Origin of the sequence: Streptomyces kanasensis (assembly GCF_043077165.1) — a bacterium.
GTDB classification, from domain to species: Bacteria; Actinomycetota; Actinomycetes; order Streptomycetales; family Streptomycetaceae; genus Streptomyces; species Streptomyces changanensis.
In genome coordinates this window covers 764,191-790,431 of the sequence record NZ_JBIBSF010000001.1, presented here as the reverse complement: position 1 = coordinate 790,431, position 26,241 = coordinate 764,191, and the positions used below count along the sequence as shown (strand labels likewise).

At 74.6% G+C, this 26,241-nt stretch carries 22 protein-coding genes and 2 tRNA genes; 17 read left to right on the top strand and 7 right to left on the bottom strand.

Annotated elements, in window-relative coordinates:
* The first annotated feature begins 66 nt into the window (after nucleotides 1-66).
* From ACF053_RS03465 to ACF053_RS03450, 4 genes are all read left to right on the top strand, one after another.
* Complete coding sequence (locus ACF053_RS03465; RefSeq protein WP_391952257.1) at nucleotides 67-1,263, top strand: MBL fold metallo-hydrolase; 1,197 nt, start codon at nucleotides 67-69, stop codon at nucleotides 1,261-1,263.
* Nucleotides 1,264-1,588: 325 nt separating this feature from the next.
* Nucleotides 1,589-3,460: a hypothetical protein gene (locus ACF053_RS03460; RefSeq protein WP_391952256.1), complete on the top strand. Its 1,872-nt coding sequence runs from the start codon at nucleotides 1,589-1,591 to the stop codon at nucleotides 3,458-3,460.
* A 141-nt stretch (nucleotides 3,461-3,601) separates the two neighbouring features.
* Entirely contained in the window at nucleotides 3,602-4,111 is a 510-nt protein-coding gene (locus ACF053_RS03455; RefSeq protein WP_391952255.1) for a hypothetical protein, read from the top strand.
* Between the two features lie 72 nt (nucleotides 4,112-4,183).
* Nucleotides 4,184-5,620, top strand: coding sequence for a flotillin family protein (locus tag ACF053_RS03450; RefSeq protein ID WP_391952254.1), 1,437 nt, complete (start codon nucleotides 4,184-4,186; stop codon nucleotides 5,618-5,620).
* Between the two features lie 397 nt (nucleotides 5,621-6,017).
* Here ACF053_RS03450 and ACF053_RS03445 read toward each other — a convergent pair whose 3' ends face one another.
* Nucleotides 6,018-7,079: a PucR family transcriptional regulator gene (locus ACF053_RS03445; RefSeq protein ID WP_391952253.1), complete on the bottom strand. Its 1,062-nt coding sequence runs from the start codon at nucleotides 7,077-7,079 to the stop codon at nucleotides 6,018-6,020.
* 370 nt (nucleotides 7,080-7,449) lie between these two features.
* On the opposite strand from ACF053_RS03445, the gene ACF053_RS03440 reads away from it, so the two are divergent.
* From ACF053_RS03440 to ACF053_RS03420, 5 genes are read left to right on the top strand one after another with little or no spacing between them, the layout of a single operon-like run.
* On the top strand, nucleotides 7,450-9,483 hold the full coding sequence (locus ACF053_RS03440; RefSeq protein ID WP_391952252.1) for a sensor histidine kinase: 2,034 nt from the start codon (nucleotides 7,450-7,452) through the stop codon (nucleotides 9,481-9,483).
* 7 nt (nucleotides 9,484-9,490) lie between these two features.
* Nucleotides 9,491-9,925, top strand: coding sequence for a roadblock/LC7 domain-containing protein (locus tag ACF053_RS03435; protein WP_391952251.1), 435 nt, complete (start codon nucleotides 9,491-9,493; stop codon nucleotides 9,923-9,925).
* Nucleotides 9,926-9,928: 3 nt separating this feature from the next.
* Nucleotides 9,929-10,300, top strand: coding sequence for a DUF742 domain-containing protein (locus tag ACF053_RS03430; protein ID WP_058942596.1), 372 nt, complete (start codon nucleotides 9,929-9,931; stop codon nucleotides 10,298-10,300).
* Entirely contained in the window at nucleotides 10,278-10,904 is a 627-nt protein-coding gene (locus tag ACF053_RS03425) for a GTP-binding protein (RefSeq protein WP_391952250.1), read from the top strand. Before ACF053_RS03430 ends, ACF053_RS03425 begins: the two co-directional genes overlap by 23 nt.
* The gene (locus ACF053_RS03420) at nucleotides 10,901-11,470 is read left to right on the top strand and encodes a GAF domain-containing protein (RefSeq protein ID WP_391952249.1); all 570 of its coding nucleotides are present in this window, start codon (nucleotides 10,901-10,903) and stop codon (nucleotides 11,468-11,470) included. Before ACF053_RS03425 ends, ACF053_RS03420 begins: the two co-directional genes overlap by 4 nt.
* Before the next feature lie 213 nt (nucleotides 11,471-11,683).
* Here ACF053_RS03420 and ACF053_RS03415 read toward each other — a convergent pair whose 3' ends face one another.
* The gene (locus tag ACF053_RS03415; protein WP_391952248.1) at nucleotides 11,684-12,880 is read right to left on the bottom strand and encodes an acyl-CoA dehydrogenase family protein; all 1,197 of its coding nucleotides are present in this window, start codon (nucleotides 12,878-12,880) and stop codon (nucleotides 11,684-11,686) included.
* An 839-nt stretch (nucleotides 12,881-13,719) separates the two neighbouring features.
* Here ACF053_RS03415 and ACF053_RS03410 point away from each other — a divergent pair.
* The 3 genes from ACF053_RS03410 (at nucleotide 13,720) to ACF053_RS03400 (ending at nucleotide 14,783) form a co-directional block, all read left to right on the top strand.
* Nucleotides 13,720-14,091 carry an MmcQ/YjbR family DNA-binding protein gene (locus ACF053_RS03410; protein ID WP_391952247.1) on the top strand — a complete coding sequence of 124 codons (372 nt, stop codon included), beginning with the start codon at nucleotides 13,720-13,722 and terminating at the stop codon, nucleotides 14,089-14,091.
* Nucleotides 14,092-14,186: 95 nt separating this feature from the next.
* Nucleotides 14,187-14,260 (top strand) — tRNA-Pro (locus ACF053_RS03405).
* Nucleotides 14,261-14,363: 103 nt separating this feature from the next.
* Entirely contained in the window at nucleotides 14,364-14,783 is a 420-nt protein-coding gene (locus ACF053_RS03400; RefSeq protein WP_391952246.1) for a very short patch repair endonuclease, read from the top strand.
* A 57-nt stretch (nucleotides 14,784-14,840) separates the two neighbouring features.
* On the opposite strand, the gene ACF053_RS03395 is transcribed toward ACF053_RS03400, so the two are convergent.
* Both ACF053_RS03395 and ACF053_RS03390 read right to left on the bottom strand, forming a co-directional pair.
* Nucleotides 14,841-15,101 (bottom strand): hypothetical protein, encoded by a 261-nt coding sequence (locus ACF053_RS03395; RefSeq protein ID WP_391952245.1) that lies wholly within the window; start codon nucleotides 15,099-15,101, stop codon nucleotides 14,841-14,843.
* 586 nt (nucleotides 15,102-15,687) lie between these two features.
* Nucleotides 15,688-17,907: an NADP-dependent isocitrate dehydrogenase gene (locus ACF053_RS03390; RefSeq protein WP_391952244.1), complete on the bottom strand. Its 2,220-nt coding sequence runs from the start codon at nucleotides 17,905-17,907 to the stop codon at nucleotides 15,688-15,690.
* Nucleotides 17,908-18,193: 286 nt separating this feature from the next.
* Here ACF053_RS03390 and ACF053_RS03385 point away from each other — a divergent pair, with 286 nt between their 5' ends.
* The 3 genes from ACF053_RS03385 to ACF053_RS03375 all read left to right on the top strand — a co-directional run bounded on the left by ACF053_RS03385 (nucleotide 18,194) and on the right by ACF053_RS03375 (nucleotide 21,795).
* The gene (locus tag ACF053_RS03385; RefSeq protein WP_391952243.1) at nucleotides 18,194-19,180 is read left to right on the top strand and encodes a LysR family transcriptional regulator; all 987 of its coding nucleotides are present in this window, start codon (nucleotides 18,194-18,196) and stop codon (nucleotides 19,178-19,180) included.
* Nucleotides 19,181-19,239: 59 nt separating this feature from the next.
* Nucleotides 19,240-20,619 carry a carbohydrate-binding protein gene (locus ACF053_RS03380; protein WP_391952242.1) on the top strand — a complete coding sequence of 460 codons (1,380 nt, stop codon included), beginning with the start codon at nucleotides 19,240-19,242 and terminating at the stop codon, nucleotides 20,617-20,619.
* A 795-nt stretch (nucleotides 20,620-21,414) separates the two neighbouring features.
* Nucleotides 21,415-21,795 (top strand): DUF488 domain-containing protein, encoded by a 381-nt coding sequence (locus ACF053_RS03375; RefSeq protein WP_391952241.1) that lies wholly within the window; start codon nucleotides 21,415-21,417, stop codon nucleotides 21,793-21,795.
* 262 nt (nucleotides 21,796-22,057) lie between these two features.
* On the opposite strand, the gene ACF053_RS03370 is transcribed toward ACF053_RS03375, so the two are convergent.
* Nucleotides 22,058-22,579, bottom strand: a complete 522-nt coding sequence (locus ACF053_RS03370) for a DUF309 domain-containing protein (protein ID WP_391952240.1) — start codon at nucleotides 22,577-22,579, stop codon at nucleotides 22,058-22,060.
* Between the two features lie 166 nt (nucleotides 22,580-22,745).
* On the opposite strand from ACF053_RS03370, the gene ACF053_RS03365 reads away from it, so the two are divergent.
* Nucleotides 22,746-22,819 (top strand) — tRNA-Pro (locus ACF053_RS03365).
* Nucleotides 22,820-23,367: 548 nt separating this feature from the next.
* Entirely contained in the window at nucleotides 23,368-23,772 is a 405-nt protein-coding gene (locus ACF053_RS03360) for a hypothetical protein (protein ID WP_391952239.1), read from the top strand.
* A 116-nt stretch (nucleotides 23,773-23,888) separates the two neighbouring features.
* Here ACF053_RS03360 and ACF053_RS03355 read toward each other — a convergent pair whose 3' ends face one another.
* Complete coding sequence (locus ACF053_RS03355; RefSeq protein ID WP_391952238.1) at nucleotides 23,889-25,334, bottom strand: serine/threonine-protein kinase; 1,446 nt, start codon at nucleotides 25,332-25,334, stop codon at nucleotides 23,889-23,891.
* The gene (locus ACF053_RS03350) at nucleotides 25,331-26,140 is read right to left on the bottom strand and encodes a serine/threonine protein kinase (RefSeq protein ID WP_391952237.1); all 810 of its coding nucleotides are present in this window, start codon (nucleotides 26,138-26,140) and stop codon (nucleotides 25,331-25,333) included. Before ACF053_RS03350 ends, ACF053_RS03355 begins: the two co-directional genes overlap by 4 nt.
* Nucleotides 26,141-26,241 lie beyond the last annotated feature (101 nt).

The following is a 26,241-nucleotide window of genomic DNA, read 5'->3' as shown; positions in this document are numbered from 1 at the left end:
CGGAACGCCCGGGTGCCGGTCGTGCCGTCGGCCCATAATGGAAGCCCCGAGCCCCTTGGAGGTGCTGTGACCGGCGTCGACGCTCCCCGCCCGCTGCGTGCCCGGCTCCGCTCCCTGCGGCCGGCCGCTTTCGGCGCGGACGCCGCCGGCGAGCGGCTGGAGCGCATCCGCCGCTCGCCGAACTTCGCCGACGGAGCCTTCCGCAACCCGGGTGGCACCGCCGACCACCGGCCGTCCGGCTCCGCGACCGAGTTCGCGAAGGTCTACTTCCGCAAGGAGGAGCGCCTGCGCCGCGCCCCCGCGCGCCCGATACCCCTCCACCCGCACACCGCCGCCGACCTCGCCGAGGCCCCGGCCACCGGTCTGCGCCTGACCTGGACCGGGCACTCCAGCGTCCTCGCCGAGATCGACGGGCTGCGGGTCCTGTTCGACCCGGTCTGGGGCGAGCGCTGCTCCCCCTTCACCTTCGCCGGGCCCCGGCGGCTCCACCCCGTCCCGGCGCCGCTCGCCGCGCTCGGCCCGGTCGACGTCGTCGTGATCTCCCACGACCACTACGACCACCTCGACCTGCCGACCGTCCGCGCCCTGGCCGGTACCGACACCCTCTTCGCCGCCCCGCTCGGCGTCGGCGCCCACCTGGAGCGCTGGGGCGTGTCCCCCTCCCGCCTGCGCGAGCTGGACTGGAACGAGTCGACGCGGATCCGCGACGTACGTCTCACCGCCACCCCCGCCCGTCACTTCTGCGGCCGCGGACTGCGCAACCAGCAGCACACGCTCTGGGCGTCCTGGGTCGTCGAGGGCCCGGAACACCGCGTCTACCACAGCGGGGACACGGGCTACTTCCCCGGTTTCCGCGACATCGGCGCCGCGCACGGCCCCTTCGACGTCACCATGATCCAGATCGGCGCGTACTCGGACTTCTGGCCCGACATCCACATGACTCCCGAGGAGGGCGTGCGCGCCCACCTCGACCTCCAGGGCGGCCGGCCCGGCGGGGTGCTGCTCCCCATCCACTGGGGCACCTTCAACCTCGCCCCGCACGCCTGGGCGGAGCCGGGGGAGTGGACCCGTGACGCGGCCGCGGAAGCCGGGCAGCGCGTCGCGTTCCCCCGCCCCGGTCGGCCCTTCGAGCCGGCGGCCGAGCTCCCCGTGGACCCGTGGTGGCGCTCCGTCTCCCACCCCCTCATCCACCACTGGCGCCGCTCCCGCCCCCTGGGCACCACCACCCCGGCCACCGACCCGGACCCGGCCCCCCAGCCGTAGACGGGATACCCCCGACGCCGGTCCTGTCGTTCCGTCATGCGGCGTGCCGGTGGCGGAAGTCGCGTCCGGTTCGCGGAATCGGGCTCGCCGCGCCGGTCCGTCCGGCAGGATGTGCACCAGTCGGGCCGCCGGGGAGGTGGACGGGTGCCGAGGAGGCCGTAGACAGGGCCGTGGTGGCGCCGGGTCCCCCGGCGGGGCGGCCCCGGCCGGGACCGTCCCGCCCCCGTGCGGCGGTCCGGCGTCGTACCGCAGGACCGCCCGAACGGCCCCGGCCCTACCGCGCGCTGCCGAGTGGGGCCCATCTCCCCGAAGTGGACGACTCGCATTGAACGGTCCCTCCGCGCCAGAAGCGCCCGCCGCAGACTCCGCCGACTCCGCCGCCCCGGCCGTCACGACCGACTCCGCCCGACCCGCCGCCCCGACCGTCACGACCGACTCCGCCCGACCCGCCGCCCCGGCCGTGCCGGGCGCCCGGAAATCCGCCCCGGACGTGCTGGGCGCCGCGCCCCTCGTCCACCGGTCCGTCCTGGACGTCCCGGCCGGTACGGAGATCATCCCGGAGGTCCGGCGCGTCACCGCCCAGTGGCTGCACAGGAAGTTCGACCGCGCCCCGCTGGAGACCGGCACCCACCACCTCAACGGGCACACGGTCCTGACCTCGCAGGCCCTGTACCGCCTGGACGGCGCGGAGCGCGCGCTGAGGATCCAGCTGCGCGAGGACAAGCACGAGGCGACGTGGCGGGTCACGGTGGCCGCGGTCTCCCCGGACTCCGCCGACGAGCCGCAGTCCGTCGCCGTCACGCTGGAGTGCTTCGACAACGGGACCACCGCGCTGAGCCCGGCGCGACCCGCCCTGGTCGAGCAACTGGTCGACGTCCTGCACCCGCGCGACGGCCTCGCCCACCTCACGACCCGCCCCCACGAGGTCACTGCGGCGGACGTCGACCACCTCGTCGACGTCCTGTGCGACCCCGACCGCCGGCTCCCGGCCGTCGTCGCCGCGCGCCCCGTCCAACCCGACGAGGTCTGGACCCGGCGGATGCGGCAGCTGCTCCCCAAGTGCGCGGGCGACGCGTCGCTCCACCTGCTGACCGACGCCGACGCAGTGGTCGCCTTCCGCGAGGCGGTCGGCGAGCACTACCGCGTCGCCCCCGGCGCCGTACGCACCTACCTGCAGGACGTCGACCCGGCCTGGGCCGCCGACGCCCCCCGGCACCGCCTCCTCAGCGGTGCGCGCCTCTGCGACCCCAAGGACACCGCGTACCGGCTGATCGCCCGAGGCGTCCACCAGCAGGCACTCGGGACGCAGTTGCCGGCCCGGCTGCGCACCCTCGTCTTCCCGGACGACCGGCAGCGCAAGCAGGGCGTGCGGCGCGCGGCCCAGGACGCGGCCCGCGCGCACGCCACCGCCCTCGGCAAGGAGCTCGCCGCGCTGAAGGAGGAGGTCACCGTCCTGACCGAGCTCCTGGCCGACGCCGACCAGGACCTGTCGGAGGCGCGCCGCCGCGAGGACCTCGCCGAACGCACGGTCCAGGCCCTCCAGGTCCAGCTGCACTCGGCGGTGGAGCAGCTCCACCAGGAGATGGAGGACCACACGGTCGCCCTGGAGAACGTCGAGCGCGCGCAGAGCGAGGCGCGGGTCCTCCGCCAGCGGCTCCACGGGCAGGGGCGGCACGAGGAGACGGTCGTCCTCGACCAGGCGGCCGCGCAGCCGAGCTCCTTCGAGGAGCTGTGGGCGCGCATCGAGGAGATCACTCACATACGCGTGACCGCCGACCGCAGGACCGCCATCGCCCTGGACGACCACGAACTCGCCCGGACGTGGGCGGCGAAGGCGTGGCAGGGACTGCGCTCGCTGGACTCCTACGCGTCCGCTCAGCGGGACGGCGCCATCTCCGGCGGGTACTACCACTTCTGCCGGAACGCACCGGTCGCCGGCGCCCTCATCTTCCCGGTGAAGCAGGTCGCCATGAGCGAGAACGAGGCCACCAAGGCGATGTGGGGGGAGGAGCGCGTCTTCCCCGTGCCGGTGGAGGTGGACCCGAGCGGCCGCATGCTGATGGAGGCGCACCTGAAGCTCGGCTCGAAGGGCTCGATATCCCCGCGGATCTACTTCCACGACGACAGCCGCGGTACCACGGGGAAGGTCGTCGTCGGCTACATCGGACCGCACCTCACGAACCGGAAGACCAGCTGAGCGGGCCGGGGCCGCGCCCGCGTGCGAGGTCGGCATCAAAGACGCATCAAGACTGCCGGTCGACGGCAGTGCACCCGCGCGGGCACCGATGAGACAATCCGATCACTGAGAGAACACCCGAAACCAGGGAGGTGTGCGCGCATGGGTCTTTTCCTCGGTCTCGGCATCGCGGGGATCGTCCTTCTCGTCGCGTCGCTGGCCCTGGACGGCGTGTTGGAAGGAATGTTCGACGGGGCGTTGGGCGGCCTCTTCGACGGGTGGCTCTCGCTGCCCGTCGTCGCGGGGTTCGTGTCCATGCTCGGCTTCACCGGGGCGATCGTCCTCGGGGCCACCGGAACGGGGGCCGGGGTCGCCACGGCGGCCGGGGTCCTCGCCGGGTTCGGCGCCGCGTGGTTGACGTGGAAGCTCAGCCGCAGCCTCATGGACGACCGCGGCACGGCCGCCCCCCGCGAGGACGACCTCGTCGGCAGCGCCGGGTCCGTCGTCACCGCCATTCCGGCCGACGGCTACGGCGAGGTGCTGCTGCGGCTCGCCGGTCAGCCCGTGAAGTTCGCCGCCCGCTCGGCCGTGCCGGTCCAGCGGGGCGCCGAGGTGTGGGTGGAGGCGGCGCTGTCCGCCGGCTCCGTCCGCGTGCGGCCCGTCGAACGCTGACGGCCCCGGCGCCTCTCCTTCCCCACCCGTCCATCCGATCCGCCCTCCGCGAGGAGGTCAGGGGGAACCATCATGAGTCCAGTCGTCACCGCAGTGGTGGGAGTCGTCGTACTCCTCGTCCTGCTGGGCCTCGTCGTCATCACCCGGTACAAGGTCGCCGGCCCCAGCGAGGCGTTCATCATCACCGGCCGCCGCGGCAAGAAGTCCACGGACCCGGACACGGGCCGGGTCTTCACCGACAACAGCGGGCAGAAGGTCGTGGTCGGCGGCGGCGTCTTCGTCGTCCCGTTCGTGCAGCAGAAGTTCACCCTCGACCTGTCCTCGCGGCACATCCCGGTCGCCGTGCGCGGCGCCGTGACGCTGCGCGGCGTCAAGGCCAACCTCGAAGGTGTCGCGATCGTCAAGGTCGGCGGCACGGAGGACTCCATCCGGGCCGCCGCCCAGCGGTTCCTGATGCAGCAGGACGGCATCGTCGGCTTCACCCAGGAAGTGCTGTCGGGCGCGCTGCGTTCCATCGTCGGCCGCATGTCCGTGGAGGACATCATCCGCGACCGCGCCGCGTTCGCCGGGCAGGTCGCCGAGGAGGCGGAGGCCAGCCTCTCCGGCCAGGGCCTGGTCCTCGACGCGTTCCAGATCCAGGACATCACCACCGAGGGCTCCTACCTGGAGGACCTCGGCCGGCCGGAGGCCGCCCGCGCCAAGCAGGAGGCCGACATCGCCGAGGCGGTCGCCCGCCGCGCCTCCGAGCAGGCCCGGCTGAAGGCCGAGGAGGAGATCGCGATCGCCCAGCGGACGTTCGCGCTCAAGCAGGCCGAGATCAAGGCCGAGACGGACGAGGCCGCCGCGAAGGCCGCGGCCGCCGGCCCGCTCGCCGAGGCCGACCGGCAGCAGGAGATCCTCAGCCAGCAGGAGAAGGTCGCCGAGCGGCAGGCCGCGCTGACCGACCGCCAGCTCGACACCCAGGTCCGCAAGCCCGCCGACGCCGCCCGCTACCAGGCCGAGCAGGAGGCCGAGGCCCGGCGCATCGCCCAGGTCAAGGAGGCCGAGGCGGACGCCCAGCGCTCCCGCCTCACCGGTGAGGGCGAGAAGGCGCACCGCGCCGCCCTCGCCGACGCCGTACGCATCGAGGGTGAGGCGCAGGCCGCCGCGATCGCCGCCATGGGCGCCGCCGAGGCGGAGGCGATGCGCAAGAAGGCCGACGCCTTCGCCCAGTACGGCGACGCGGCCGTGCTCCAGATGCTCGTCGAGGTGCTGCCGCAGGTCGTCGCCAAGGCCGCCGAGCCGCTCAGCGCGATCGACAAGATGACCGTGATCTCCACCGACGGCGCGGGCAAGCTGCCGCGCGCGGTCGCCGACAACGTCGCCCAGGGGCTGGAGCTCCTCGGCTCCACGACCGGCGTGGACCTCGCCCAGCTCCTGAAGGGCATCACCACCCGCGGCGGCGTGGGCACCCCGGCGGCCGACCCGGCCCCGTCCACCGCCAACGGCAGGATCGAGATCGCCGACTAGCGCGGAGTCCCCACCGACCACGGGGGCACGGGTCCTTGGACCGCGGGGGAGAAGCGGCGGACGCCGCGCCCGGTCGGCGGCTCCGGCGCGATGGGAGGCCGGAGCCGCCGACCGCGTTCCCACGAGCCCTGGTGACGCTTCGGCAGGCCCCCGGCGACTGACGTTCGCCGGGGGCCTGCGGCGTTCCCGGGCGGCTGTCAGGGCGCGCCACTCCCGACGCGCCCCACGCGCTCGGGGCGCCCGCCCGCCCGTCCCACCGCCCGCCCGTCCCACCGCGACGCCCGCCCGCGACGCCCGCCCGCGGCCCAGGCGTGGTGCGCCCGCGCGTGGTGTGCCGGGGCGCCGGCGCGCATCCCGGCGCCACCGCAGACCCGGGCGCCGGCGCGGCGCCGGCCCGTCAGATCTCCTCGTCCGGCCAGCCCAGCAGACGCGCGCCGATGACGGCCGTCTGGAGCGTGTAGCGGTGGACGGGGTCCCCCGGATCCGCCCCCGTCAGCTGGTGGATCCGCTCCAGCCGGTACGTCATCGCCCGCACGCTCAGGGAGAGCCGCCGGGCGGCCTCGGCGGCCACACAACCCGTGTCGAAGTACGCCGTGAGGGTGTCGACCAGCGGCCGCGCGCCGCCGCGCGCCGCGCGCAGCGGACCGAGCACCGTACGGACGAGGTCCGCCATCGCCTGCCGGTCGCGCGTCAGCACCGGGTACACCAGCAGGTCCGCGGCGCGCAGCACCGGCCCCTCCAGGTGCATGCGCTCCGCCAGGGCGAGGGCGTTCAGCGCCTCCTCGTACGAGTGGACGACGCCCCCGACCCCCGGGTGCGACCGGCCGATGGCGACGCGGCCGCCGTCCGTCGCCGCGTACGCCTGCTTGGCGAAGAAGGTCAGGACGTCGTCCTGGTCGCCCGGCGCGATGCAGATCAGCCTGCCGTCCTTCGTGGTCAACAGGATCCGGCGGTCCCCGAAGCGCGCGGCGAGGGACGACTCGACGCGGCGGGTCTCGGCGAACCCGTCGTCGTACGGCTCCGGGCCCTCGGCGACGGCGACCGCGTGGGCGTGCGACAGCAGCAGCCCGAAACGTTCCGCCCGCTCCGCCACGTGTCCCAGGCCGCTGCGGCCGTGGAGCAGGTCGTCGATGAACTCCCGCCGCGCGGCCTCCTCCCGGCGGATCGCGAGCCGCTGCGCCCGCTCGTGTCCCTCCGCGAAGGCGTCCACCGCCTCCTCCACCGCCGCCAGCAGGTGGTCGGCGGCCGCGCCGCGCAGACCGGCGCGCACGTCCTGGGCGGCGGCGAGGTGCGCCCGCACCAGGACGCGTAGCCCCACCCCCGCCTCGGCCGCCCGCTCGCCCTGCGCGCGCAGCGCCTCACGCTCGCCGCGGGTCAGCCGCCGGCCGGTGGCGCAGGCGGCCGTGAGGATCCCGGCGTAACCCGCGAGGTACGTCCCGACTGTGTCCTGCTCCGTCATGCCCCCGCCGTTCCTCCGCGCCCGTGAAGCCCTCGTGCCGGCGCGGTCGGACCAAGCCTGCCACGGGAGGCGCGCGGGACGCCCACCGGAGCCCGGCCGGTGGGGCCGGTGCCCGCGGGTGCTCCGGGCGCGTCCTGCCGCCCCGCGGCATTTTCGCCCTCCCGTACGACCCCTCATACCAGAGCGGGACGCCTGGCGGGCAAGTTTGACAACAGCCCACCACCCGAGAACGGTGGACGACTACCGTGTGTGTCCGGTGATCAACGGTGGGCTCATCGATCGGGGATTCAATCCACTCCCGCCCGATGCCGAACGCCCGTTTGATACCGCACTATGCCGATTCCCTGGGACCCACGTACCAAGGACGCTGATGTCTCCACTTCGCGCACCCGCCGCACGGCCCGACCGCCGTGAGGGCGGCGGGCGCCACGGCCGGTCAGGCGCCCGCCACCTGCCGGGCACCGGCAGGACGCACCCCGCCGCGCCGCCCCCGGAAGCCCGCATACGTCCGCACCTGCTGCGCGCCTCCGTCCTGCCGGCCGCCGTGGCCGCGCTCGGCGGCGCCGCCGCGGTCGTCCTCACCCTCCGCTGGACCGGGGCCCGGCCCTCCGCGGCGCTCTGGGCCGCGCTCGCCTGCTCCGCGGTCCTGACCGTGGCCGCCGTCGTCGGCGCCGGGCTCGGCGCCGACCGCGCGGCCCGCTCCGTACTGGACCGCTGCCACGCCCTGCGCCGCTCCACCGCCCGCGCCCAGAACGAACTGCGCGTGGTCGTCGAGCAGTTGAGGCGTGGCGAGCGGCCCCCCGTGCGGCAGATCCCGCCGCCCGGCCCCGGGGGCGACGAGTTCGACCTGCTCGCCCACGAGCTCAGCCGCTCGCACGACGCCGCCGTCGCAGCCGTCGTCCAGGCGTCCCGGCTCTCCAGCAGCGTCGGCAACGAACAGAAGGTCGAGGTCTTCGTCAACCTCGCCCGACGGCTCCAGTCCCTCGTGCACCGCGAGATCCAGCTGCTGGACGAGCTGGAGAACGAGGTCGAGGACCCGGAGCTGCTCAAGGGCCTCTTCCACGTCGACCACCTGGCGACCCGCATCCGCCGCCACGCCGAGAACCTCGCCGTGCTCGGCGGTGCCATCTCCCGCCGCCAGTGGTCCAATCCGGTCACCATGACCGAGGTGCTGCGCTCCTCCATCGCCGAGGTCGAGCAGTACCCCCGGGTCAAGCTGGTCCCGCCCATCGACGGCACCCTGCGCGGCCACGCCGTGGCCGACGTCATCCACCTCCTCGCCGAACTGGTCGAGAACGCCACCCTGTTCTCCGCCCCGCACACCACCGTGCTGCTGCGCGCCCAGTACGTCACGGCCGGGCTCGCCGTCGAGGTCGAGGACCGCGGCCTCGGCATGCCCCTGGCCGAGCAGGAGAAGATGAACGCCCTCCTCGCCGATCCCGACCAGGTCAACGTCGCCCACCTGCTCCAGGACGGCCGCATCGGCCTGTACGTGGTCTCCGCGCTGGCCCGCCGGCACGGCATCGCGGTACGGCTCCAGTCGAACATCTACGGCGGCGTCCAGGCCGTCCTGGTCGTGCCGCAGGGACTCCTCGGTGCCGACCCGGACCACCCGCACCAGGGAAACCGGCAGCAGAGCGGTGCGGCGGCGGGCGCGGCGTCCGGTGCGGCGCCCATGCCCGCCGCCGTCCCCGCGCAGGCCCTCCCGGGATCCACTCCACCGGGACCTGCGCCCGCCGCCCCACCCCGGTCGGCCCCCGACGCCGTACCGGGCGCGGGGCCCGTCGCCGTACCGGGCGCGGGGCCTGCCGTCCCCGCGTCCGCCGCCGGACGCGGACCGACCGGCCGGCCCGGGTACGAAGGCCCCGCCGGGGCGCCCGCCGCGGCCACCGCCGCCGACCGCCTGCCCCGTCAGCCCCGCCACGCCGCGGCGGCACCCGCCCCCGAGCGGCTGGTGGCCCCCCTCCCCGTACGCGGCGGACGTCCCACAGGGCCCACCCCCGCCGGGTCCCGCGCCGCCGGCCCCCCGCCCGGCCCCCCGCCCGTACCGCCGACGGGACCGCCCGTACGGTCCGGGCCGCCCGGACCGCGCGCGTCGCTCGACGACCGGTACGACACCCCACCCGCCGCCCCGCTGCCGCTGCCGCAGGAGACGGCGGACGGCGACACCGCCCACGACCTCGAAGGGCGCCCCCTGCTGCCCAAGCGCCGCGCCCAGGAGCACCTCGTCCCGCAGTTGCGCGACGAACCCGTGCGGCGGCGCCACGACGAACCCGTCCTGCACGACCCGGGACTCATGGCGGCGTTCCAGCGCGGCATCGGGCTCGCCGAGTCCATGCCGCCGTCGTCCGCCCACGCAGGCCCCACCGAACCGCAGCGTCCCGACGAAGCCCACAAGGAGTAGATGCACCATGGCGAGCGATGCGCCGACCGGCCATTCCTCGGATCTCGACTGGCTGCTGAGCGGCCTGGTCCAACGGGTGCCGTACACCCACAGCGCGGTTCTCCTCTCCTCGGACGGACTGGTGAAATCGGTCCACGGCCTCGACCCGGACAGCGCCGACCACCTGGCGGCCCTGTCCTCCGGCCTCTACTCACTCGGACGCAGCGCCGGGGCGCGGTTCGGCGACAACGGCGAGGTCCGCCAGGTCGTCGTCGAACTCGAGACCACCCTGTTGTTCGTCTCCACGGCCGGCTCCGGCACCTGCCTCGCCGTCATCGCCGGCCGTGAGACGGACGCCGCCGTCCTCGGCTACGAGATGACGATGCTGGTGAAGAGCGTGCGCCCCTACCTGGTCACCCCGGCCAGGCAGACCGCCGCGGCGCCGGGCGTGCGGGGGCGCTGACGCGTGCCGTCCCGACAGGACGGGCCGTGGCTCGACGACGCGGCCGGCCGTCTCATCCGTCCTTACACGGTGAGCGGCGGCCGCACCCGACCCACGGCCGCACTCGATCTGCTGTCCCAGGTCATGGCCACGGGCGCGGCGCCCCCCGCCCCCCTCGGGCCCGAGCACTCCGTGGCCCTCGGGCTGTGCGACGGGCCGACCTCCGTGGCGGAGGTCGCGGCGCACTTACGCCTGCCCGCGGTGGTCACCAAGGTGCTGCTCTCGGACCTCGTGGACTGCGGAGCGCTGACCGCCCGGGCCCCCCGGTACGACCATCACACCACCGACCGATCCCTGCTGGAGGCAGTGCTCGATGGCCTACGACGACGGCTCTGAACGCCGGGCCGAGGACGAGGACGTCTTCCCGACCGCCCTGAAGATCCTCGTCGCGGGCGGCTTCGGCGTGGGCAAGACGACCTTCGTCGGCGCGGTGAGCGAGATCGAACCGCTCAGCACGGAGGAGGTGCTCACCCAGGTGAGCGCCGCCACCGACAGCCTGGAGGGCATCGAGTCCAAGACCACCACCACGGTGGCGATGGACTTCGGGCGGATCAGTCTCGACCGGCGGCACGTGCTGTACCTGTTCGGCACCCCCGGACAGGAGCGCTTCTGGTTCATGTGGGACGAACTGTCCGAGGGGGCGCTCGGAGCGGTCGTCCTCGCCGACACGCGCCGCCTCCAGGACTCGTTCTCGGCCGTGGACTTCTTCGAGCGGCGCGGCATCCGGTTCGTGGTGGCCGTCAACGAGTTCGACGGCTCCTACCACTACGAACCCGAAGAGGTCCGGGCCGCGATCGACCTCAAACCGGAGGTGCCGGTCGTGCTCTGCGACGCCCGGGTCGCCGGCTCCGGGATCCAGACCCTGGTCACCCTGGTCCAGCACCTGCTGGCCACCGATCCGGCCCCCGCGCCGGTGCCGAGCTACGGAGCACCCACATGACCTACGACCCGACCGGACACCTGCTGCTGACCCCCGTCGACCAGGAGGCGCCGGCGCGCGTGCGGCGACTGCGCCAACTGGGCCTGGGGGAGCGGCCGGAACCCGCCTTCGACGCGTTCGCCGACCGGCTCGCCGAGGTGACCGGCGCGCCCTACTCGATGGTCAACTTCATCGACGAGAACCGGCAGTTCTTCGCCGGTCTGCACACGCCGACCGGCCTGCACTCGGGAGCGGACCTCGGGGCCGTCGCGTCCTCCGGCGCCGTGAGCCGCTACATGGACCGCGACCACGGCTACTGCCCGCACGTCGTGGTCCGCCGCAAGGCGCTGGTCCTGGAGGACGTCTGCGACTACCCGCGCTTCGCCGGGAACCCGGTGGTCGACGAGATCGGCATCCGCTCGTACCTCGGCGCGCCCCTCATCGACCGGACGGGCACGGCCCTCGGCACGATCTGCGTGGTCGACACCGAGCCCCGGCCGTGGGGCCGGGCCGGACTGGAGACCATCAAGTCGCTCGCCGCGGAGCTGGTGGAGCAGATCCACCGCCGCGAGGAGGGCCGCCTCTGACGAGACGCGCGGCACGCCCCGTGCGGGCACGCCCCGGGCGGGCACGCCTCTTGCGGCACGCGCCGTGCGGGCACGGGACGAAGGGCGCGCGGGGGCGTGCGGCGCGCGGCACGCGCGGCAGATCGTGTGGCGCGCGCCGTACGGCGACGGCGAGGCGTCCCCCGGGGAGCGTGCGACTCCCCGGGGGACGCCTCGTGTCCCCGCCGGGCCCGGTCACGGCACCGGGGCCATCCGCACGGCGTCCGCGAGCCGTTCCGACCACTGGCCCTTGCCCGCCCCGAGCGCCACCTCCGCCAGGCGCAGCAGCTGGACGTCCGACGTCCCCGCGGGCGCGAAGATGTGGTGGGCGTCCCGCAGATAGCGCTCGACCGGGCGGTCGGTGAACAGACCGGCCGCCGCGTGGATCTCCATGGCGTTGCGCGCCGAGTCGAGCGTGGACTCGACGTTGACCAGCTTCGCGTTCATCAGTTCCGCGTCGCAGGGCAACCCCCGGTCGAGGAGGTGCACGGCGTGGTACGCGGCCAACCGCGCCGTCATCAGCCGTGACTGCACCTGCCCCAGCTTGAGCTTCACCGAGGGCAGCGCGTGCAGCGGTTCGCCGTAGCGGTGCCGCTCCTCGCAGAAGCGGGCCGTGTCGTCCAGGATCGCCTGGTGGATGCCGAGCGCGACGGCGGTGAGGTTGGCCCGCCCGTACAGCACACTGGAGGAGTACGCGACGGCCAGGCCGTCCCCCTCGGCGCCGAGCCGGTTGGCGACCGGGACGCGGCAGTCCTCCAGGATCAGTTCACCGAAACCGAAACCGTGCAGTCCCATCGTCGGTTTCTCGTCACCGACCCGCAGGCCGGGCCGATCGGCCTCCACGAGGAACGCGGTGAGCCCCTTGGCGCCGGGTCCGGTACGGACGACGACGCCATGGAGGTCACCCACATGGCTGTTTCCGACGTACACCTTTCGGCCGTTCAGGACGTACTCGTCGCCGTCGCGGACCGCGGTGGCCGACATGCCGAGCACATGGCCGCCCGATTCCGGTTCGGTGACCGCGATCGTCGGGAGGCACTCGCCCGCGGCGATCGGCGGCAGCCACGCCTTGCGTTGTTCGTCGTTCCCGAAGTGCAGGATCTTCGCGACGCCCAACTGGGATGCCTGCACCATGGCGCCCATGGCCGCGCTGACCCGGGACAGCTCCTCGATGATGATCGTCTTGCCGAGGTGGCCGACGCCCATCCCGCCGAGGTCCCGGCCGATCGTCGCGCCGATCCAGCCCTGGCGGGCTATGTGCCGGGACAGGTCGTGGTGGACGGAACGGGTCGCCTCCATGGCGGGAACGCGCGGTGCGACCTCGGTCTCCGCGAAGCTCCTCACCTGCTGCCTGAGTTGGTGGTGCAGCTGACCGGCGAAGTAGCCGTCCATGCGAGCCCTCCTCTGCGGGAACGCCTGTTGGCGTGGGTGTTCGAGCAGGTGGTGCAGCGGCGGTGATCCCGTCCCGAGAGGGGTGACACCCCATGGTGCGGCTCTCCCGAGTGCGGTTCAACACGGTCTGAACAATGGCTGAAAGCAGGGCTGTTGGCGTTTGATTAGTGCTCGGTGATGCGTGGTAGGCGCCGGACCAGTCCTACCCGATGGGCATTCCCTCCGTGCCTCTCTCTGCTACATGCCAAGGGCAAAGGTTTCGGGTACGGAGTCGGTCCTCAGGGGGAAGACCGCACCATCCGTCACAGCAGCCCCAGCTCTTTCTGGCAGCCGGACCGGTCGGATGCCGATCCGGACCGAATGCGGCGGGATCGCGTCCTTGCGTGAGCAGCGCGGGCGCGATTCGGACAAGAAGCCGCCGACCGCTGCTCCGCCCACCCCCTCCCGTCATGGCCCCGTCATCCGACCCGCCCGACGCCCCGCTGAAACCCCTGGTCACAGCCTTACCGGTCGTCCCCGAACGCACGGGCCGTCGCCTTCGTCGTCCCGCACCCGCCGACGACCGGCCACGACGTCGCGGGATGTGCCCGCACCACCGCGCGGGCCCGGCGACCTGCCGGAGGGACGCGGAACGCCGGGTTCCCCGGACCTATGCCGCCGCACCCCGGCCTATGGGCGGCGCCCGGATGCGCCACGGGGCGCGAACAGCGCCCACCACCCCCGCCAACGCGCCCTCACGCAGTCCGCGCCGGGCGACCGGCGGCACCGGACGGCCCCACCTCTGCCCGGACGGCCCCACCCCCGCGGCTCCACCGCCGGGGCCGCCCTACGGTCGGGACATGGTCACCGCAGACGACGCACGCAGGGTCGCCCTGTCACTGCCCGCCACCGTCGAGAAGCTGTCCTGGGGCATGCCCACCTTCCGCGCCGGCCCCGCCGGGCGGATCTTCGCCGCACTGGAGGGCGACGACGAGGTGATGGGCGTGAAGTGCCCGAAGGAGGACCGCGAGGAACTGATCGCCGCCGAACCCCACAAGTTCTTCCTCCGCCACGGCCACGACGAGCCGTACGCCTGGCTCCGCGTCCGCCTCGCCGCACTGGACGACGAGACGGAGCTGCGCGCCGTCCTCGTCGACTCCTGGCGCCAGGCCGCCCCGGCCCGCCTCCGCGTCGCCCACCCGGAGCTGGACCCGCCGCCCGCCGACGCCTGACACGGCCCCGCCGAAGTGGTTAGTGATCACCGGCCGGAGTGCGGTATTGTTCTCGTGCACGCCGATCCGGGGGAAACCCCAGGTCAGACGGGCACCGGGACGTGGCGCAGCTTGGTAGCGCACTTGACTGGGGGTCAAGGGGTCGCAGGTTCAAATCCTGTCGTCCCGACAGCGATGTCGGATATTCCGAGGATCAGGGCCATCATGTGATGGCCCTGACTCATGTCCGGGCCGAGGCCGCGGCCGCATTCCGCTGGCGTCAGAATGGGGCCATGCCCGCCCTGGAGACCACTCCGCAGATCCGCTCCCGGATGAGCGGCCAGCGCAGCCGCGACACGGACATCGAGATCGCCCTCCGCAAGACCCTGCACGCCGCGGGGCTCCGCTACCGGGTCCATCGCCGGCCGCTCAAGGGCGTGCGCCGCGAGGCCGACATCCTCTTCGGCCCGGCACGCGTCGCGGTCTTCGTCGACGGCTGCTTCTGGCACGGCTGCCCCCAGCATGCCACGTGGCCGAAGAACAACGCGCTGTTCTGGCGGGAGAAGATCGAGAAGAACCGGGCCCGCGACAGGGACACCGACGCCCGCCTGACCGAGGCGGGCTGGGCGTCGGTCCGCGTCTGGGAACACGAGGACGCGACCGAAGCCGCAGGACGCATCGCCGCCCTGGTGCGGGAACGGAGCAGCCGCTGACCCCGCGACCGTCCCCGAGGTGAAGTGCCGCGGTGTGCGGTCGCGGCCCCTCGGGCGTCAGGGGGCGGGGGTGAGGTCGTCGGAGCGGCCGGTCCCGAGTCGTGAACACCGGGGGACGGGGCGTCCGCCGCTCCGCAGGCGGACGTGATCGGCGGGGGTCTCCTGGACGCGGGGCCAGCCGGAGGGCGAGCCCTCCCACAGGTCCCGACGCCCGTACACGGTGAGGTCCATGAGCGCGTGGCTGTGGTCCACGCCCTCCACGCCGCGCAGGTCGTCCAGTACGTCTCGAAGACGCGGTCGTCGTCCCGTGGGCAGCACACGAGGCGCATCATGCCGACGAGTCGGCCGACCGGGGAGGGGACCGCGGAGTACCACGGCACGCCCCAGCCCATGAGTCGCGGTAGCGGCTGCTCTTCCCGTAGGGGCCCTGGCAGAAGACCGCGTGGGCAATGGTCAGGGCGCCCCCGGCGGTGGCGCCCGCTGGCAGCGGGGTCGTCGGGCGGGGCTCGTCGAACAGGAACCGACATCGGACGCGCGTGCCGCGGCCGGGCCGGGGACCCCGGTACGGAGCGTGCGGCGGAGGGTGCGTGATGCGTCGACCCGCGCCCCCGCAGGGTGACGGTCGCAGCCGGGTGCCGGTCGAAGGGCCGACACCCGGTCTCCGGCGCGGGGTGTCCCGCCGGGGCCCGGGGGCGCCGGGCCGGCGCCTCGGCGGCTCTTGCGGACGGGAGGGGCGGCGGGGGCGGGTAGGGGCGCCGGGGGCGGCCGTGGTCCGTGGCGGGATGTGACGTGACGTGACGTGACGTGACGTGACGGGGCCGGGCGGTGGCGGTCCGCGGGGCGCGGGTGCGGCGGAGGCCGTGCCGCGGGGTGCGGCACGGCCTCCGGGCGGGGCTGGGCGGGGTCAGGCCAGGGTGGCCAGCGCCTGGTTGAAGGTCTGCGACGGGCGCATGACCGTCGCGGCCTTCTCCGGGTCGGGCCGGAAGTAGCCGCCGATGTCGGCCGGCCGGCCCTGCGCCGCGATCAGCTCCTCGACGATGGTGCCCTCCTGCTCGGTGAGGGACTTCGCCAGCGGCGCGAACGCCTCCGCGAGCTGCGCGTCGTCGGTCTGCCGCGCCAGCTCCTGCGCCCAGTACAGGGCCAGGTAGAAGTGGCTGCCGCGGTTGTCGATGCCGCCGACGCGGCGGGTCGGCGACTTGTCCTCGTTGAGGAACGTCGCCGTCGCGCGGTCCAGCGTGTCGGCCAGGACCTGGGCGCGGGCGTTGTCCGTGACCTGCGCGAGGTGCTCGAAGCTGACGGCCAGGGCGAGGAACTCGCCGAGGCTGTCCCAGCGCAGGTAGTTCTCCTTGACGAGCTGCTGGACGTGCTTCGGGGCGGAGCCGCCGGCGCCCGTCTCGAAGAGGCCGCCGCCGTTCATCAGCGGGACGACCGACAGCATCTTGGCGCTCGTGCCGAGCTCCAGGATCGGGAACAGGTCGGTCAGGTAGTCGCGCAGGACGTTGCCGGTGACCGAGATGGTGTTCTCGCCGCGGCGCAGGCGCTCCAGGGAGAAGCGGGTGGCCTCGACCGGCGCCATGATCTCGATCCGCAGGCCCTCGGTGTCGTGCTCCGGCAGGTACGCGCGGACCTTCTCGATGAGCTGCGCGTCGTGGGCGCGGGTCTCGTCCAGCCAGAACACGGCCGGGTCGCCGGTGGCGCGGGCGCGCGTGACGGCGAGCTTCACCCAGTCCCGGATCGGCGCGTCCTTCGTCTGGCACATGCGGAAGATGTCGCCGCGGCTCACGGCCTGCTCCAGCACGACCTGCCCGGCGCCGTCGACCACGCGGACCGTGCCCTCGGCGGCGATCTCGAAGGTCTTGTCGTGGCTGCCGTACTCCTCGGCCTTCTGCGCCATGAGTCCGACGTTCGGGACGGAGCCCATCGTCGACGGGTCGAAGGCGCCGTTCGCGCGGCAGTCCTCGATGACGGCCTGGTAGACGCCGGAGTAGCTGCTGTCCGGGAGGACGGCGAGGGTGTCGGCCTCCTGCCCGTCCGGGCCCCACATGTGGCCGGACGTGCGGATCATGGCCGGCATGGAGGCGTCGACGATGACGTCGCTCGGGACGTGGAGGTTGGTGATGCCGCGGTCCGAGTCGACCATGGCGAGGGCCGGGCCCTCGGCCAGCTCCGCGTCGAACGACGCCTTGATCTCGTCGCCCTGCGGGAGGGCGTCGAGGCCCTTGAGGATGCTGCCGAGACCGTCGTTCGGGCTCAGGCCGGCGCCGGCGAGGACGTCGCCGTACGCCTCGAAGGTCTTCGGGAAGAAGGCGCGGACCACGTGGCCGAAGACGATCGGGTCGGAGACCTTCATCATCGTGGCCTTCAGGTGCACGGAGAACAGGACGCCCTCCGCCTTGGCGCGGGCGACCTGCGCCGTGAGGAACTCGCGGAGCGCCGCGGCGCGCATGACGGAGGCGTCGACGACCTCGCCAGCCAGGACCGGTACGGACTCGCGCAGCACGGTGGTCGTGCCGTCCTGGCCGGCCAGCTCGATGCGGAGGGTGCCGTCCTCGGCGATCACGGCGGACTTCTCGGTCGAGCGGAAGTCGTCGGCGCCCATCGTCGCGACGTTCGTCTTGGAGTCGGCCGTCCAGGCGCCCATGCGGTGCGGGTGCGCCTTGGCGTAGTTCTTCACCGAGGCGGGGGCGCGGCGGTCGGAGTTGCCCTCGCGCAGCACCGGGTTGACGGCGCTGCCCTTGATCTTGTCGTAGCGGGCGCGGATCTCGCGCTCCTCGTCGGTCTTCGGGTCGTCCGGGTAGTCGGGCAGCGCGTAGCCCTGCTCCTGGAGCTCCGCGACGGCGGCCTTCAGCTGGGGGATCGACGCCGAGATGTTCGGCAGCTTGATGATGTTCGCGCCGGGCGTCTTGGCGAGCTCACCGAGCTCGGCCAGGGCGTCCTCGATCCGCTGACCCTCCTGGAGGTGCTCCGGGAAGGAGGCGATGATGCGCCCCGCCAGCGAGATGTCGCGGGTCTCGACGCTGACGCCGGCCGTCGAGGCGTACGCCTGGACCACGGGCAGGAACGAGTACGTCGCCAGGGCCGGGGCCTCGTCAGTGTGGGTGTAGATGATGGTCGAGTCAGTCACCGGGTGCTCCGCTCCACGTCTGTAACATTGCTCGACATCAAGATATCTCGTGAGCGACCCCCTCTCGACAGACCCCCTGCCACGGATTCCGCGGCGCTGCCCCGGACCTGTCGCGGGGGTCCTCTCCGGACCTTCATCAGGCCCCTCTCCAGGTGTCGGTCGGGCCCCTCTCCGGGCGTCGGTCGGGGCTCTCCCCGCGCCCCCGCAGGTCGCTTCCCGGGCCCCCGGGCGAAAGGTCCGGACCAGAGTCTTGCCCCCGTCCGGGCGCTGCCGGGAAGCTCGGCGCATGGACCTGGAGTTGCGGCACCTGAGGACGGTCCGGGCGATCGCCGACGCCGGCAGCCTCACCAAGGCCGCCACCGCCCTCGGGCTCGCCCAGCCCGCCCTGAGCGCCCAGCTGAAGCGGATCGAGCGCGCGCTGGGAGGGGCGCTGTTCGAACGGGGCCGGCACGGCGTACGGGCCACGCCCCTCGGCGAGCTCGTCCTGGAGCGGGCCAGGGTCGTCCTGCCCGCCGTCAGCGACCTCCAGCGGGACGCCGTGCGGTTCGCCCGCGCCGCCGCAGGGGGCCCCGGCGGGGCCCGCTTCCGCCTGGGCGGTACGCACGGCCCCCTCCTCGGTGCCCTGGTCGACCGGCTCGCCGCCGCGCACCCGGGCGCCGCCGTCACCACCCACACCTCCTGGTCCGAGCGCGAGATCGCCGCCTGCGCCGCCGACGGCCGCCTCGACTACGCCCTCATCGGCACCTGCGGCACCAGCGCCCCACCCGAGAGCGACCGCCTGGCCTGGCGGGAGATCGCCACGGACCCCGTCTTCGTGATGCTCCCGACCGGGCACCCGCTCGCCACCCACGACCGGGTCGACCTCGCCGACCTCGCCGGCGCCGCCTGGGCCGACGTACCCGGCGACGGCTGCTTCGCCGACTGCTTCCACGCCGCCTGCGCCCGCGCCGGCTTCACCCCCACCCGGGTGTACGAGACGGAGACCGCCTCCTGCGTCCACCTGGTGCAGGTCGGCCGGGCCGTGGGCCTCTGCCGGGCCACCTTCCCCGACACCACGGGGCTGGTCACCCGGCCGCTCACCGGCACGCCACTCGTCTGGCGGCACCTCATCGGTTGGCACCCCGCCGCGCCCGCCGCGCGCGCGGCGCCCGCCGTCCTCGCGCAGGCGCGCGCCGCCCACGCGGCGGCGGCGGAGCGCAGCCGGAGTTACGCCGCCTGGCGGGCTTCGGCGTCTTCCATAACGCCGAACAGAGGGAAAACCGACATCTTCTGAGGGGCTTTCGGCAACACCTACGGTTTCGGGACCCCCACCGATTCCGAGGAGAACACCTGATGCTCCACAGACACGCCAGAGCCGCGTGTACCGCCGCCCTCACCGCCGTCGGCGCGCTCGTCCTCACCGGCCTTCCGGGCGTGGCGGCCGCCGAGCCCGCCCCGCCTACCGCCCCCTCGGCGGCCGCGAGCATGGGCGCCGACAAGCCGTCCCCCGACGTGGTCGCCGCGATGCAGCGCGACCTGGGCCTGACCGCGGCGCAGGCGCAGCGGCGCCTGGTCAACGAAGCCGAGGCCGGTGCCCTCGCGGGCCGCCTCGGCGGCGCGCTCGGCACCCGGTACGCGGGCGCGTGGGTCAGCGGCCCCGAGTCCGCGACCCTCACCGTCGCCACCACCGACCGGGCCGACGCCGCCGCGATCCGCGAGGCGGGGGCGCAGGCGCAGGTGGTCCGGCACACCCTGGCCGAGCTGGACGCCGCGAAGACCGCACTCGACCGGGCCGCGACGGGCCACAGCACCCTCGACATGCCGGTCTGGTACGTGGACCCCCGCACCAACCTGGTCACCGTGCGGGCCGTCAAGCGGGACGCCGCCGAGGCGGTCATCAAGGCGTCCGGCGTCGACCGGTCCCTCATCCGGGTGGAGGCGTCCGCCGAGCGGCCGCGGCCCCTGTACGACATCCGCGGCGGCGACGCGTTCCACATGGGGGGCGGGCGCTGCTCCGTCGGCTTCGCCATCACCAAGGGGACCCAGCACGGCTTCGCGACGGCCGGCCACTGCGGCCGGGCGGGCACCGCCACCACCGGCTTCAACCAGGTCGCGCAGGGCACCTTCCAGGCGTCGACCTTCCCCAGCCGCGACATGGCCTGGGTGGCCACCAACACGAACTGGGTCTCGACCCCCTACGTCAAGGGCCAGGCCGGCCAGAACGTGCAGGTCACCGGCTCCACACAGGCCGTCGTCGGCGCGTCGATCTGCCGGTCGGGCTCCACCACCGGCTGGCACTGCGGCACGATCCAGCAGCACAACACGAGCGTCACCTACCCCGAGGGCACCGTCAGCGGTGTCACCCGGACCACGGTCTGCGCCGAGCCCGGCGACTCGGGCGGCTCCTACATCTCCGGCAGCCAGGCCCAGGGCGTCACCTCGGGCGGCTCGGGCAACTGCACCTCCGGCGGCACCACCTTCTACCAGCCGGTCAACCCGATCCTGCAGTCGTACGGGCTGACGCTCACCACCTCCACGGAGCCCGGCGAGCCGGACCCGGAGGAGCCCGACCCGGGAGAGCCGGACCCGGGCGGCACGTGGGCCAAGGGCGCCGTCTACGCGGCCGGCGACCAGGTGACGTACGGCGGCGCGAAGTACCGCTGCCTCCAGGCCCACCAGGCCCAGGCGGGCTGGGAGCCGCCGAACGTGCCCGCCCTGTGGCAGCGCCTCTGAGGCTCTGCCGGATTGCTGCAGAAACGTCACGCCTGGGGGAGTGGGGCGGGGCGAGCAGCGGCTCCGCGCGGGCGCCGGCGCCGGGGCCGGTCAGGGGCGGGGCGCTGCGGGGCCGGTCAGGTGCCGGGCCGAGGCGGGTCAGGTGCCGGTCAGCTGCCGGGACGGGACCGCGAGGCCACCGGCGGGCGCCGTGAGACGACGCCCGGAGCCGGGGCCCCTGAGGATGCCCCGGGGCGGGGTCCATGAGGCGCCCCGGTGTGACGGTGGTGCGGACGGCCAGGGGCGGCGCCGCACCACCGCACCGCACCGGGGACCAAGCCGGGGCGGGAGGCGTGTCGGGGCCCGGTCCTCGACCCGCGCCCGCCCCGGCGGGTGACGGCCCCGGGTGGCGGGGCCGTACCCCCGGGGGCCCGGCCGGTGGGTGCCCCCGGGACCGGACGGAAGGGGGCGCGGGCCGCGCCCCGGCCCAGGCGCGTGGGTGACCGCCTGCGCCGGACCGGCCCGGCGCAGGCGCCCCCGGCGCGCCACGACCACCACCGCACGGCCCCGCTCCCCGCGTGGCGCCGGAGGCGGTGGTGCGCCGCGGCGTCCGCCCGGCGTGCCGCGCCCTCGGTGACAGGGGCGCGGCCGGGGACCGGGAGACACGGCGATCGGGTGCAGGCGGGGGTACGGCGACCGGGGCGGGCAGGGCGGCACGGCGACCGGGGGCAGGCAGGGCGAGGGGGCAGACGGCCGTCTCGTCCGTGCAGACGCCCGCGCGTTGCCGCGGACCGGCCACCACGACAGGCTGGACGCATGACGCGCACCGCTCCCCGTGTCCGCCTGCGCCGCGTGTACGAGCCGCCGGACCCCGATGACGGCGTACGCGTGCTGGTCGACCGGCTCTGGCCGCGCGGCCTGGCCACAGCGGACGCCCACGTCGACGAGTGGCCCAAGTCCCTCACCCCGTCCACGGAGCTGCGGCGCTGGTTCCACGCCGCCGACGGCCCGCCCGACGAGGTGTTCCGCGAGTTCCGGCAGCGGTACGAGGCGGAGCTCGCCGAGCCGGACCCCGCCGAGGCCCTGGACCGCGTCCGCGCGCTCGCACGGCAGGGCCCCCTCACCCTTCTCACCGCGGTCAGGGAGCCGGAACGCAGCCACGCCTCCGTCCTGCGGGACCTGCTCGGCGCGGACTGACCGCACCCTCGCGCCCGCCGCCCGCTCGCCACCGGGCGGCCCCCCCTCCGCCCCGCCCGCCGCGCCGGGTCCGCCGCGCGTGCCGACCTGGTCCGGGGTGGCGGGTCGCGGGTGGCGTGTCACGGGTGGCGGCTGTCCGGCGGCGCGTGGGCGGGACGACGTCGCGGTGACCGCCGCGGACCGCCGGGGCGGCGCCGTCCTCGGGGCGGCAGCCCGCAAGGCGCGCGCCGCGCGCCGGGTGGAGGGCGCCGGGCCTGGCGAGTCAGTGCGTCGTCAACCGTGGTGCCTCGGTGACCGGGTCGACGGTGACCGCTCCTCCCTCCGTCCCGGCGCCCTCGGTCAGCCGCTCCGCGAGCCCGCGGGCCCACCGCGCCAGACCGGCCGTGTCGACACCGTGCGGCCCCCGCCCACCGGTCCCGTACGGGGTGATGCGGTCCGCGCCGCGCAGCAGCAGCCGCACGCCGCCGACGGTGTTGCCACGCGCGGCGTGCGTCAGACCCACCGCAAGCTGCGCCAGACCGCGCCACAGCTCACGTTCCGGCCCGCGTCCCTCGTCGCCGCACGTCTTCCACGCGTCCTCCAGCACCTCGTGTGCGTGGAACGGCATGCCCGCGTCCAGCAGCCGCTGGGCCTCCCGCAGGCTTTCCTCCGGGGCGCGCACCACCCCCTCCGGCTGCCGCTCCACCCCCGGCGCCCCGTACGGCAACGGCCTCCCCAGACCGTCCCGGGGCCGGGCGCTGCGGGCGCGCCCCTCGTCGTCGCGGTCCCTCCGAGCCCTCTCCATCCGCCCATTGTCACCCCGGGGGCCCGTCCCACACCCGTCCACCGCCGGCGGCCCCCTGGGTGGCCTGCCGCGTCCTCGGCGCCCGGCCGGGCCCTGTCCGAGTCGTCGGCGGAGTGGGGTAATGTTCTCTTGCGCGCTCACCCGGCGGGAGTCGGATCGAGCGCACCGGGACGTGGCGCAGCTTGGTAGCGCACTTGACTGGGGGTCAAGGGGTCGCAGGTTCAAATCCTGTCGTCCCGACTCGCGAGAGTCGCAGGCGAAGGGCGGTTTCGGAGGAATCCGAAACCGCCCTTCGTCCATGTCCGGGGGCTGCCGACGACAGGGCGTCGGCGCCGGAGACGCCGGCTGCCGGGCGGCGACCGGCCTGTTCGATCGGGTGCGAGGGCGGAGGGGGACCAGGAGCCGTGTCGCACAATCCGAAAGACGTGTTCTTCGGCAGTCCGGGCTTCATGTGTCTGAACATCGCGGCCTTCGGTTGGACAGCGGCCAGTACCGGCCACGGCCCCTGGTCGAGGGGGGTGGCGGCGGTGATTCTGGCGGCCTGGGTGGCGCTGCTGACGAGGCTGCTCGTACGACGTACCCGCGCGCGGTCGGCGGAGCGCCGGAGGGGTGCCGTCGAGGACCGGTGATCCCGGGACGGACCTGATCCCCTCTTGTGGCACGCCGGACCGGAAGGCGGCCTGGCCCAGTCGGACGGGCGTCGCAGCGTCGTGCCATGCCGTGCCGGCGCCGGAGCCGCGGCTGAGGGACGGGGCCCACTGGGGGACTGCGACAGTGACGCCTGGCGCGTGGTCGCTCGCGCCTATGCCGCTCTTGGCGCGGCCTTCGCCGTCCTGAGCCTGGTCCGCGATTGCGGAGGAGGGCCGCTCAGCCTCGCGGCCGCCGTGATCGCCGGGGTGAGCGCCGCCCTCGCGCTGATGGCGGCGGCGGGGTCCCGGCGGCTCGCTCCGGGGGCGGGTCCGATCGTCGCGGATCTGGCGCAGTGCGGTCGGGGCTTCCTGAGCCTGCTGTGGACGCCGCTGTCGCTCCTGATGCCCGCCGCCGTGGTCGTCTGGCTGTTCGCGCCGGCCGAGCGCCGCACCGGAGAAGGGCTGCGGGCGACGGTCGCGCTGCCGGTGTTCCTGGTCTTCGGGGCCCTCGTGCGCCAGGCCCACCGCCTGGCGGCCGCGACGTTCGACCGCAGCACCCGGTGAGGTCGGGACGCGTGCACCCGCGCACCGTGCACCTCGGGAAGGCGGGGCGGCTTCCTGCGGCGACGTGGGCCGGGCCGCAGGAAGCCGGGTGGGGCCGGTCGCGCTGCCGCCCGGCGTCAGCGTGCGGACGTGGGGCGCGGGCACTCCGGCAGAGCCGGTCGCTCCTTCGTACGGACGGCGGGGAGCCACGCCGCGGGGGGAGCGGAGCCGGGCGGGAGGCGGACACGGAACCAGCGGGTGGACCGCAGGTCCTCCTCGTCGATGATGGGCTGCCCCTCGGCCAGCTGGCAGTCGGCGGTGAGGACGTCCCCGTGCCACACCCGGGTCGGTACGACGTTGTCCGCGACGTACGGCTGTACGGGGTCGATCGCCAGGCCCAGGCTGCACTGCGGGTCCCGGTCGGCCCGGTCCTGGCAGCCCCGCTCCGCGTTGAACACCCGGATCGCGCCGGTCGCCGCGGCGCGGTCGGGCGGTGCGGACGGGACCACCCGTACCGCGTCCGAGGCCAGGCCCGGGCCGGCGATCCCACAGAGCGCGGTGGCGAGGACGGCGGCACGGGTCCGGCCCCGCAGCCCTGCCACCCCCGCCCCGCGCGCCTCCTGGTGGGCGCGGATGCGGGCGAGCAGCCTCTCGGCGGTGTGCGGGGCACGCGCCGCGTGGGTCGGGGCGAGGCAGTCGGCGGCCAGCTCGCGCCAGAACGGCGGCAGGGCGGAGTCCATGCGCAGCGGGGCGCGCCCCGCGCCGTACTCCTGGACCGCGGCGCCCCGCGCCACGGGCGTGGCCCCGTGAAACGGTGAGCCACCCGACGCGAACACCTCGTGGATGACGATGCCCAGGGCCCAGATGTCGGCACTCGGCCGGACCTGCACCCCGAACTCCCCGAGAGGCGCCCGCCAGCGCTCGGGCGGGAGGTAGTCCAGGGTGCCCAGGGGAGGGGCGTACCCGTGCGTCCCCGTCAGCTCGGTGGCGAGGCCGAAGTCCGACAGCCTCACCGAGTGGTCCTCGCCCAGCAGGATGTTCTCCGGCTTGAGATCGGCGTGGACCCAGCCTGACCGGTGGAGGTGGGAGAGCCCCTCGCAGATCTCCGCGATCAGCCGGCTGCGGTCGGCCTCGGGCACCCCGGTGTGGACGAGCTCCCGCAGACTGCCCGCGGCCCTCTCCATGACCAGGACGAGCGCGCCGTCCAGGGCGGGCCGGTCCGGTGCGGCGAGGACGAAGGCCTCCAGGAAGCCGATCAGCCGCGGATGCCCCGCCCGGCGCCCGAGTTCGACCTCGCGGCGGGCGGACTCCACGATCCTGCGCGCCTGACGCGGCGCGAGCCCGGCGGTCGGCATGATCTTGAGCGCGACGTCCGTGGGCCGGGCGGTGGGGCGGCCCGCGGGCCGGTCGGAGGCCCGGTCCGGGTGCCGGTCGGCCGACCGTGCCGCGTAGACCGTGGACCAGCCTCCGGAGCCGATCAGCTCGGTCACCACCCAGGCTCCCACCCGGTGGCCGGGCGGGAGCAGGTCCGTGCGCTCGTCCCCCGCCTCCGTGATGCGGCCCGGCCCGTGCGGCGGGGTCACCGCTCGGCCTGCCGCTCCCGCCCGCCGGCCTCCGTCAGGGGCGGCAGCAGGGCGAGGTGTTCCTCCCGTACGAGCCCGAAGCGCAGGGCCAGTGCGACGATCTCCTCCCGCTTGCCGTTGCGCCGGTCGCCCTTGCCGTGGTCGCCGGGGGCCGGGGCGCCGATGCGCAGCTTCTCCTCGGCCAGGTAGTCGATGTGCGAACTGACCGCCCGCGCGGTCAACGTGCGGCACGGGGCGAGCCGCCTGAGCCGCTCGACGACCCGGGGGGTGGTGGGCACCGCCACCCGGGACTGGTCGCGCAGGCGCGGTTCGCAGAGCGCGACGAGGACGAGGAAGTACGTGGCTGTCTCGTCCAGGGAGTACGCGGTGACCGTGTGGTTGCCCCACGGGACGCCCGTGGCGTCCGGGTCCAGATAGACGTGGTCGGGCGCGAACACCTGGAAGGAGACCGGGACCTCACCTCGGGTGGGCAGCACCACGCGTGAGAACTCGAACGGGATGGGAACCCCGACCCGTCGCGGCGGGACCCTCAGGTACTCCCCCGCCCCCTCCGGGTTCTCGACGAGGTAGCTGTGGGCGGCGCTGTGGTTCGTCAGCTGCCAGTGGTCGTCCGTCACCCGGATCTCCCCGGCGAGCCGGGAGATCGCCGCGTCGGAGAGGCGCAGCTCGACGGGCACCGCCGTGGAGCCCCGCCCGAAGCGGGCGACCTCGCCGGGGCCGAGGCGTAACGTCACCGCGCCGTCGCGGGGTTCGCCGAGGTCGGTACCGCCGCTCCCCGGCGGCAGATGGACGACCACGCCGCTCACCGTTCCCCCTGTTCCCCGCGTCGCACCAGTCGGACGAGCCGAACGATACTCATCCGTCGGGGGAGTTCACCGGCGTACTTCGGCCACTTCGGCCGGGACCG